Annotated in this window: 8 protein-coding genes; 4 read left to right on the top strand and 4 right to left on the bottom strand. The window is 66.9% G+C overall.

What is annotated here, in order from left to right; translation table 11 throughout:
• Window positions 1–251: 251 nt before the first annotated feature.
• A complete protein-coding gene (locus AC1DSN_RS15880) occupies window positions 252–1,406 on the bottom strand; it encodes a 5-(carboxyamino)imidazole ribonucleotide synthase (protein ID WP_477295588.1) in 1,155 nt (384 codons plus the stop codon).
• Entirely contained in the window at window positions 1,403–1,918 is a 516-nt protein-coding gene (gene purE / locus AC1DSN_RS15875; RefSeq protein ID WP_063572378.1) for a 5-(carboxyamino)imidazole ribonucleotide mutase, read from the bottom strand. Before purE ends, AC1DSN_RS15880 begins: the two co-directional genes overlap by 4 nt.
• Before the next feature lie 76 nt (window positions 1,919–1,994).
• On the opposite strand from purE, the gene AC1DSN_RS15870 reads away from it, so the two are divergent.
• From AC1DSN_RS15870 to AC1DSN_RS15855, 4 genes are all read left to right on the top strand, one after another.
• The gene (locus AC1DSN_RS15870) at window positions 1,995–2,285 is read left to right on the top strand and encodes a Trm112 family protein (protein WP_477295585.1); all 291 of its coding nucleotides are present in this window, start codon (window positions 1,995–1,997) and stop codon (window positions 2,283–2,285) included.
• A gap of 78 nt (window positions 2,286–2,363) precedes the next feature.
• Complete coding sequence (locus tag AC1DSN_RS15865; RefSeq protein WP_477331589.1) at window positions 2,364–4,652, top strand: DUF1631 domain-containing protein; 2,289 nt, start codon at window positions 2,364–2,366, stop codon at window positions 4,650–4,652.
• A gap of 62 nt (window positions 4,653–4,714) precedes the next feature.
• Window positions 4,715–5,596 carry a carboxylating nicotinate-nucleotide diphosphorylase gene (nadC, locus tag AC1DSN_RS15860; protein WP_477295581.1) on the top strand — a complete coding sequence of 294 codons (882 nt, stop codon included), beginning with the start codon at window positions 4,715–4,717 and terminating at the stop codon, window positions 5,594–5,596.
• A gap of 110 nt (window positions 5,597–5,706) precedes the next feature.
• Complete coding sequence (locus tag AC1DSN_RS15855) at window positions 5,707–6,102, top strand: DUF3301 domain-containing protein (protein ID WP_213947852.1); 396 nt, start codon at window positions 5,707–5,709, stop codon at window positions 6,100–6,102.
• 177 nt (window positions 6,103–6,279) lie between these two features.
• Here the strand turns inward: AC1DSN_RS15855 and AC1DSN_RS15850 are convergent, their stop codons facing one another.
• Both AC1DSN_RS15850 and AC1DSN_RS15845 read right to left on the bottom strand, forming a co-directional pair.
• Window positions 6,280–6,711, bottom strand: coding sequence for a ClpXP protease specificity-enhancing factor (locus AC1DSN_RS15850; protein WP_082879116.1), 432 nt, complete (start codon window positions 6,709–6,711; stop codon window positions 6,280–6,282).
• Window positions 6,712–6,767: 56 nt separating this feature from the next.
• On the bottom strand, window positions 6,768–7,222 hold a 455-nt coding region (locus AC1DSN_RS15845), incomplete at its 5' end, for a stringent starvation protein A (protein WP_477331587.1).

Genomic DNA, 7,222 nt, shown 5'->3' with positions numbered 1-7,222 from the left:
CGGCTCTCCTTCCCGCTGACCGTATCGTCGTGAGAGACCTTGGTGTCCACCCTCGAGGCGAGTTCCGCACAAGTGGAGCGGCCGTAGGCCAGTAGGTACACGGGCCGCGGAGCGGCCTTTCCTTCTCGAACGCGGAGGACGTGTCTGAGCCGCGAGGGTGGGCACCAAGGTCTCCCCGCGAAGCGCCCAAGTGTAGAGAGCGACGGCAAAGCCGAGCCCGCGAGGCCGAAGGCAAGCCTTGAGCGAGGTGCTTAGCCGAGGAGGTCGACGGCCGGAGCGACCTGTTCTTCGCGGCCCAGCGCGACGCCGATGTCGGCAAGCTTCGCCCGCAGGCTGCCGGCATCCGGAGCGCAGAGGGTAGCGTGGCCGACCTTGCGGCCCGGCCTCGCTTCCTTGCCGTAGTCATGCCAGTGGCCATCGGCAATCGAGAGGATCGGCGTCGGGTCGGGCATGTCGCCGATCCAGTTGAGCATGGCGCTGGCGCCACGCACGCCGGTGTCGCCCAGCGGCAGGCCGAGGACGGCGCGCACGTGGTTCTCGAACTGGCTGGTGTGGGCGCCCTCGATGGTCCAATGCCCCGAGTTGTGGACACGAGGCGCCATTTCGTTGCCCAGCAGCTCGCCACCACGGACGAACAGCTCCAGGGCGAAGACACCGACGTAGTCGAGCGTCTCGGCGATCGTGCGGGCATGGCCGATGGCGGCCTGTTCCAACGCGTCCGAGGTGCCGGGGGCCGGCGCCAGGCTGAGCGACAGGACACCGTCGACATGCCAGTTGCGGGTCAGCGGCCAGGTACGGAACCCCCCGTCGCGACCACGAACCGCCACCACAGACAGCTCGCGGTCGAAGGGCACGAAGGCTTCGAGGATCAAGCCCACCGAGGCGGCAGCCTCACCCAAGGCAGCCCAGGCGGCATCGATATCATCCGGCGTCTTCAGGCGAAACTGGCCCTTGCCGTCGTAACCCAGGCGGCGGGTCTTGAGAATGGCGGGCGCGCCGATCCGTGCCACGGCGCGGACCAGGTCGTCGCGACTGTCCACGGGTTCGAAATCCGGGGTGTTCAGCCCCGAGGCCCGGAACAGGGTCTTCTCGGCGAGGCGATCCTGGGCGACGGACAGCGCACCCGGATTGGGAAACACATGGGTGAGGCCCGCCAGGCGCTCGGCTGTGGCGGCCGGCACGTTCTCGAAATCGAAGGTGACCACGTCCACGCGGGCGGCGAACGCTTCCAGCGCCTCGTCGTCGTTCCAGTCGGCAACGACCAGTTCGGTGACCTGGCCGGCGCAGGCCTCGGCCGAGCCGTCGACCACGAGGGTGCGCACGCCCAGCGGCGCGGCGGCGAGGGAAAGCATGCGGGCAAGCTGGCCGCCACCCAGGATGCCGACCGTAGGAAGCTTACGGGTCACGTGCGCGGATCCGGATGATCGAGGACGTTGCGGGTCTGTTCGGCGCGGAAGGCGTCCAGCGCGGCGGCGACGGCGGCGTCGTGCAGGGCCAGCACCGAGGCGGCGAGCAGGGCTGCATTGGTCGCGCCGGCACGGCCGATGGCAAGGGTGCCCACGGGAATGCCGGCCGGCATCTGTGCGATCGAGAGCAGCGAGTCCATGCCATTGAGGGCCTTGGACTGCACCGGCACGCCGAATACCGGCAGGGCGGTCTTCGCGGCGATCATGCCCGGGAGGTGGGCAGCGCCACCGGCGCCCGCGATGATGACCTGGATGCCACGGCCACGGGCTGCATCCGCGTAGTCGAACAGGAGGTCCGGCGTACGGTGAGCCGACACCACGCGAACCTCGTGCACGATGCCCATGCGGGTCAGCGTGGTCGAGGCGTGCTCCATCGTTTCCCAGTCCGAACGCGAGCCCATCACCACGCCAACGCGCGGTGCGTTCGCCTCGTTCACCTCGTTGGAAGTCATGGCCGGAGCACCCAAAAGTCGCTATTGTAAGGGCATTCCCGATCTACATACAGGTTGGCCCTTCGCGGCCGCTCCCATGGACAAGCGTCTTATCGACATCCTCTGCTGCCCCGTCAGCAAGCGACCGCTGCGCCCGCTCACCGCGACCGAGCGCGACAACCTCAATGGCGCCATCCGCGCCGGCAGCCTCGACACCGTCGCCGGTGAAAAGGTGACCGACACGATCACCGAAGGGCTCATCACCACGGACGGCAAGCTGGTCTATCGGGTGGAAGACGGTATCCCCGTCATGCTGCCCGAAGCGGGTATCGGCACGACCCAGTTGCAAGGCTTTACGGCAGAATCCGGCCTCGCGCAAAATCCGTGATGCGAGTCACACTTTAAAGCATCCGTTCCCGCACAATGGCCCCTCGGGCGGGGGCCAGTAAGAATCCAGAGAAGCGTGATGACCAACGCGAGTGAGCCGTCCAACGTCGTTGACCTGAGCCAGCGCCTCGACCCGCGCAGCGAGCGTGTGGGCGCCCTTCTGGTCACCGTGCGGGGGCTCGCGACCAAGCGCCTCCATGCGCTTGCGACCAACATGTTCGAGAACATCGACGACGCCCTGTTCGACCTCGCCGAAAAGGCGGAGAACAACGCGGCGCAGACGCAGTTCTTCGACGGCATGCGCGAAGTCCGCAAGAAGCGCGCGATCGTCGAGCGGACCTTCCTCGGCCAGGTCGCCCGCGACCTGGCCGATTTTTCAGCCGGTCGCACCCGTGCGCCGAATGCCGACGGCGCCGCCCGTCCGCTCGCCAACATCGAGCTGAGCCTGGTCGGCGAGAACGAGCTGGAAGAGTCGCTCGCCATCACCAGCATGATCGGCAAGAACGAGCAGCGCCTCGCGCGCGCCCTCTTCGCCGTCAACCAGCGCCTCTCCGTGATCTGCGGTGGCACCAAGATGGACGACGCGTCCAACCCGGTCGGCCCCGCCGCCCTGGCTGCCGCGTTCCGCCAGGCCATGCGCGAGCTGATGGTCGAGGTCCGCGTCAAGCTCATCATCTACAAGTTGTTCGACCGCTACGTGCTCGCGGGCGTCGACGAGCTGTACGACGACATCAACAACGAACTGGCCGCGGCGGGCGTTCTTCCGCAGCTGCGCCACGAAATCTCCACCCGTCGCAGCGATGCGCCGGCGCCCGTCGGCCCCGCGACCACAGCCGTCGCTCCGCCCCAGGCGGCCGGCAGCGCGCCGGTAACGGATGTCGCCGCTGCCGAGTTCATGCAGTCGCTGCACGCCCTCTTCTCGGCACGGCGCGACAGCGCCTCCGTCGTCATGGGCGCGGCCACCTCGCCGCCCATGCAGACCGGCCCGCTACCCAGCGCCGCCGAGTTGCTCGGCGCGTTGACCCTGCTGCAAAGCCAGATCGCCAGCCTGCCCTCGCAGGCGACGCCACTTGCCACCCAGGCCGACGTCACGCGCGACGTCGCTCACCTGAAGGAGCAGCTGCTCGCACAGATCGGCCAGCTCCGTGGTCAGCAGACCTCGCACGTGTCCGGCGTGGACGAAGACACCATCGACCTGGTCGGCATGCTCTTCGAGTTCATCCTCGAAGATCACAACCTTCCGGCCGAAATGCAGGTGCTGCTTGCACGCCTGCAGATTCCGTACCTCAAGGTGGCCCTGCTCGACCGCCGCATGTTCGCGCACAAGTCGCACCCGGCGCGCCAGCTGCTCGACGCCCTCGCCGACGCCGCCAAGGGCTGGTCGGCCGAGGCCGATCGCGATGGCCGTCTGTTCGAGAAGGTCAAGTCGATCGTGGAGCGCCTGCTCCATGATTTCGACGACGACGTGGTGATCTTCACGCGCCTGRCCAGCGAACTGCAGGAATTCCTCGACGTCAGCCGCAAGCGCGCCGAGCTGGCCGAACAGCGCGTCGCCGAGTCCACCCGCGGCCGCGAGAAGCTGGAACAGGCACGTCGCCGCGCGGCGTCGGAAATCGTCACCCGTATCGGTGGCGCCGCGTTGCCGCCGCTCATCTACGGTGTGCTCACGCGCGCCTGGGCGAACTACATCGTGCTCACCCTGCTTCGCCAGGGTGACGAGTCCCCCGAGTTCCGCGAGTCGCTGCGTTTCATCGACGACTTCATCGCCAGCGCGCGGCCGGTGTACGACCTCAACGGCCGTCGCGACCTGCGCTCGCTGCTGCCCGGTATCGAACGTTCGCTGCGTCGTGGCCTTGCCTCGGTGGCCTTCCAGGAAGGCGACACCGAACAGCTGCTCGGCCAGTTGCATGCCTTCTACCGTCAGCAGCTCGGCGAGTCCACGCCGGAAACGGAGTCGGGCACCCTCGTCTCCAGCGTCATGCCGCTGCCGGAATCCATCCAGGCTATCGAGGAACCCATGCTCGAGCCGGAGCCGGACGACGAAAACGAGGCCCTGATGGACGAAGCCTTCGACGAGCGCAATCTCGCCCAGGCGCGCGACCTCAAGGTGGGCCAGTGGCTCGAGTTCACGGCTGAAGACGGCACGACGGATCGCGCCAAGCTGTCCTGGGTCAGCCCGATCAGCGGGCGCTTCCTGTTCGTCAATCGTCGCGGCCTCAAGGTTGCCGACCACAGTCTTGCCGGTCTCGCCCAGGCCTTCGCCAACGGCACGGCGCGCCTGCTCGACTCCTCGCTCCTGTTCGACCGCGCCATGGATGCCATCGTCGAGCGCCTGCGTCAGCCCGAGGCGACCACGCCGGCGGCGTGATCTCCCCAGCGAAGGGAGGCCGCGCTAAGGTAGCGACCTTCCTCCACGGACAGCACGACACGATGAGCTCTCCCGACCCGAAATACCTGGCCGACGCCCTGCCGCCAGCCAGCGAGATTCTTGCGGACGTGCAGCGCGCCTTCGCCGAAGACATTGGCCCCGGCGACGCGACAGCCGATCTGCTCGACGCCAGCGCCACTGCGACCGCCGTGCTCACCTGCCGCGAAGAAGCCGTGCTCTGCGGCGCCGCCTGGTTCGAGGCCTGCTTTCGCCAGCTCGACCCGGACGTGCGCATCGAATGGCTGGTGCACGACGGCGACCGCGTTCCCGCCGGCTCGATCATCTGCCGACTTGCCGGCAAGGCGCGCGCACTGGTGACAGCCGAGCGCTCGGCGCTCAACTTCCTGCAATTACTCTCGGCCACGGCGACCGTGACCTCGCACTATGCCGATGCCATCGCGGGTACGCGCACGCGCGTGCTGGATACGCGCAAGACCCTGCCCGGCCTGCGTCGCGCACAGAAGTACGCCGTGCTCTGCGGTGGCGGCACCAATCACCGCATCGGCCTGTTCGACGCGATGATGCTGAAGGAAAACCACATCATCGCCGCGGGTGGCATTCCGGCCGCGGTCGAGGCCGCCCGCCGCATCCACCCGGCACTGCCGCTCATCGTCGAAGTGGAAACGCTGGACGAACTGGCCCAGACGCTCGATGCCGGCGCCGATCGCGCACTGCTCGATAACTTCACCCCGGCGATGCTTACCGAGGCCGTGACGTTCACCGCGGGACGTATGCCGCTCGAGGTTTCGGGCAACGTCGAGATCGATACGATCCGGGCGATTGCGGAGACCGGGGTGGATTTCATCTCGAGCGGGGCGTTGACCAAGAACGTGAGGGCGATTGATCTGTCCCTTCGGTTGGATGTGAAACACGGGGGTTTGTAGGAATCGCCGCTGAAGCGGCTCCCACATTCCGGCTTCTTGTGGGAGCCGATTCATCGGCGATGCCCTTATAGGGGCTTGTGGTCGCGCCGCAGCGGCCACACACTGACCCCATGGCTTCCTTCACCGATCTGTTCTGGCTCATGGCCCTGGCCGCTGGCATTGCCAGCTGGTACCGGCTCACTCGCGCCCGCGAGGTCGCCGTGCGCGCCGCGGCCTCGCTGTGCAAGCGCCATGGCCTCCAGCTGCTGGATCAGAGTGTCGGGCTTCGCTCGATCCGCCTGCAGGGCGTCGACGGTGTACGCCGCCTGGAGCGCTGCTACGTGTTCGAAGTCAGCGAAGACGGCCAGTCACGCGAAATGGCGCGCTTGTGGATGGCCGGACACGACGTGGTGAGCTTCTCACTGCCGATGAGCGGATCGCCGGCCCTGGAGACTGTCGTGGCGACGGATTCGATCGTGCATGGGGCGAATGTGATTTCGCTGGCCGACCGGCGGCGGCTTCATTAGAAAACTGGCGACAACAGGAAACTGGCGAGAACCCGCTCGGTAGGAGCCGATTTATCGGCGATGGGGTTTACGACACGTTAGGATCGCCGATGAATCGGCTCCTACAACAGCCAGAACGCCAGAGCGCCAGAACGCCAAACAGCCATAACGAAAAACCCGCCTTTCGGCGGGTTTCGTTTATTTGACGACCCGAAGGTGCGGAGCGCCTCGCTTGGGCCGGTCGTCATCGCCACCGGCGGACGGTGCCGGTGCCTCGGCCTCGTCGGCGGCTTCGATGCCGTCGGTGGGCAGGGTTTCGTTTTCGTCGGCCGGGAACATCATGCCCTGCCCGTTCTCCTGCGCGTAAAGCGCCAGCACGGCCTGCATCGGGATGACGATGGACTGGCTCACGCCCGAGAAGCGCGCCTGGAAGGCGATGCGGTCGTTACCGAGGTCGAGGTGCGCGACGGCACGCATGGCGAGATTGAGAACGACCTGGCCGTTCTTCACGACGTGCGCCGGCACCTTCACGCCCGGCTGCGCCGCGTCCACGAGTACGTACGGGGTCAGGCCGTTGTCGCTGATCCAGTCGTAGATGGCGCGCAGCAGATAGGGCCGATTGGAGGTCATGCCCGAGGTTTCGTTCGTATCCATGTGCACAGTTTACGGGATACGCGGTAACGAGGCTAACCGGGCGCGAAATTGAAGTCCGGACGCATGTTGCGCTCTTCCGGCGTGAGACTGCGGGCAAAGCCCTGGCTGTGGAACAGGCGCTCGCCGTAGTCGACGATCGGCTTGCCCTCCTTGCCCAGGTCCACGCCCAGATGCGGCAGGCGCCAGACAACCGGGGCGACCAGACAGTCGATCAGGCTCATTTCCGGGTTCAGGAAGAATCGCGAGGCCCGGAACAGCGGCACCGACAGGAGCAGGTGCTCGCGCAACCGGCGGCGACCGCCATCGGCAGCCTTGCCACCCTCGCCGATCGTCTCGATCTCGGGAAGCCAGTCGTTCTCGATACGCCAGGTCGCCAGGCGCAGGCGGGCCCGGGACAGCGGGTCGATCGGCATGAGGGGAGGATGCGGATAACGCTCGTCGAGATACTCGACGACGATCATCGGGTCGTAGACGGTCAGGTCACGGT

The organism is Luteibacter sp. P4_D7_3 (genome assembly GCF_056401735.1).
Note: the sequence above shows the minus strand (reverse complement) of the source record. Positions and strands in the feature narration are given on the sequence as shown.